The organism is Catenibacterium sp. AM22-6LB, from assembly GCF_003435615.1.
GTDB classification, from domain to species: domain Bacteria; phylum Bacillota_I; class Bacilli_A; order Erysipelotrichales; family Coprobacillaceae; genus Catenibacterium; species Catenibacterium mitsuoka_A.
In genome coordinates this window covers 488-2,768 of sequence record NZ_QTUM01000101.1, presented here as the reverse complement: position 1 = coordinate 2,768, position 2,281 = coordinate 488, and the positions used below count along the sequence as shown (strand labels likewise).

Sequence of the window (2,281 nt, the reverse complement as noted above, 5' to 3'; positions counted from 1 at the left end):
AAAAATTACTGATTATTTTTTTGAATTTTTACTTGATTTCTATTATCCAATTTTTTTATCTTATTTTTTTGTTCGCTAGATATGAGATTGTTATTCCAAATAACTTGTTTTATTGAATTAGTATCTAATTTCAGTATATGTCTGTCGGTTTTAAAACAGGCTTATTTTCAACAAATATAATTACTGTTTTTTTGAAATTATCGATAAATTGTTTTAAAATATAATAGCCCGATGGATAAGGAGATGAATTATGAAAATACTAGTTTATGATGATAATATTGATGATATTAAACAATTAGAAAACTGTATAACTAATTTTTTTAATAAAATCAACGAAGAGTATAAAATTGCATATTGTCAAACACAAAAAGAATTATTTTCATTAATCAATTCTTATGATTTATTGGTTTTAGATATTGAATTATCTGATGAAAATGGAATTGATATTGGTTTAAAATTAAGAAAGATGAAGACAGATTGTCTTGTAATCATAACAACACATTATATGAAATATGCAATTGATGGATATAAAATAGATGCTGAAAGATATTTTATTAAACCTATTGTTCAATCTGAATTTGATATAGAAATGACACATATAATGCATAAATATTATAATAATCTTCTTGGATTTTATGATGAAAAACTATCAAAAAATAAAATATATTTTAAAAATATTCTATATTTTGAGTTCTTTAACAGAAAAACGATTATTCAATTTATAAATGGAAAAAGTATTCAAACAAATTATCCATTAAAATACTGGATTGAAATTGCTAAAAATGTTCCGTTTGCTCAACCACATAAATCATTTTTAGTTAATCTCAATTACATAAGTGCTTTACAAAAGAATGATATCATTATGTTAAATGATGATTTAATTCCATTATCTAGACATTTTAAAAGAAATTTTTTAGAAGAATATAAAGAAAATTTACATGAGGTAATTTAATTATGAATATAATGATAGCTAATTTCTGCAATTTGATTTCGTTACATTATCTTTGTAGTGCATTATTAGAAAGTAGAAATTTAAAAAAACAAAAACGTTACTTTACTTTTTTTATAATGTTTATAATTATTTGCTTAGTTAATATGAAAGGCCCTTCTGCTCAAAAATCATTAGTAATTTTTATTGTTTACATGTTGTATATATTATTTCAATTTAAGATGAATTGTTTTAATATATTATGCGCTGTTATTCCTTTTTATGTATTTAGTTTATTATCAGAATTAATTATTGGTGTTATTTTACATTATTTTTTAGGATTTCATCAATTCACAAAGATAAGTTCTTTAATTTATAATATAGGTTTATTCAGTTCTGTACTTTTATTAGTATTATTTTCTTATTTATTTGTTAAATTTATTAAATATTTAAAGCTCAATTCATTTCCTAATTATCATATACTTATCTTTACTTTTCCACTTGCAACTATTTTTTTTATAGCAACACTGAATAGTTATTTTTCTCTTATAAACAATACTGGCACGATGCTCTTAATATTTTTCTCTATTTTATTATCTAATTTTTCAATTTTAACTATTTTTTTTCTAGTTATACGTTCAAATAAAATTTCTTCGGATTTAGAGTTATCGATATATAGAGAAAAAATTGTAAATGCGAAATATGATCTTTTAAAAAGCCATTATAATAACAACTTCTTTTTTTTACATGATTTGTTGCATCAATGTTATAAATTAAAATCTTATGTTGATGAAGATAATAAAGAAGATGTAAAAAAAGAATTGGATAAAATGACAGAAACTACTTTTAAAAGATTCAATTCAATATATACAAATTCCCTTGCTTTGAATTATGCAGTAAATAGCAAATTAGAAGAGCTAGAAAAAAATAAAATTAATTTTATTAGCACAATAAAATATAATGATTTTTCATTTCTTGCTTTGGAAATTCAAACAGAAATATTTTCAAAAATATTAGATTATGGTATTATACTAAATCAATTTATACCTGAAAATGAACGAAATATTATTATTAAATCACAAAAAATTGGACACCAAATTATTGTTTCAACTATAATAAAATGTAAGAAAAATGAATTAGTAAATATTGAAAAAGAAATTGAAGAAGACTTTAGAAACATTCTACAAGACATTCAGAATTGTAATACATCTGTAAAATTTGTAAATAACAATTGCATCAGTATTATTATTTATTTTATGCTTTCTGAATAAGACTCGTAACTTAAAAAGTTTATTCTTATAAAGTATATTTACATCAATACAGAATAAAAACATAATATCTATTTATTAATTA

Annotated in this window: 2 protein-coding genes; both read left to right on the top strand. The window is 20.7% G+C overall.

Annotation, left to right across the window (positions count from 1 at the left end):
- Positions 1 to 250: 250 nt before the first annotated feature.
- The gene (locus DW269_RS12325) at positions 251 to 952 is read left to right on the top strand and encodes a LytTR family DNA-binding domain-containing protein (protein WP_117460300.1); all 702 of its coding nucleotides are present in this window, start codon (positions 251 to 253) and stop codon (positions 950 to 952) included.
- A gap of 2 nt (positions 953 to 954) precedes the next feature.
- Positions 955 to 2,199: a hypothetical protein gene (locus tag DW269_RS12320; RefSeq protein ID WP_117460298.1), complete on the top strand. Its 1,245-nt coding sequence runs from the start codon at positions 955 to 957 to the stop codon at positions 2,197 to 2,199.
- Positions 2,200 to 2,281: the final 82 nt, after the last annotated feature.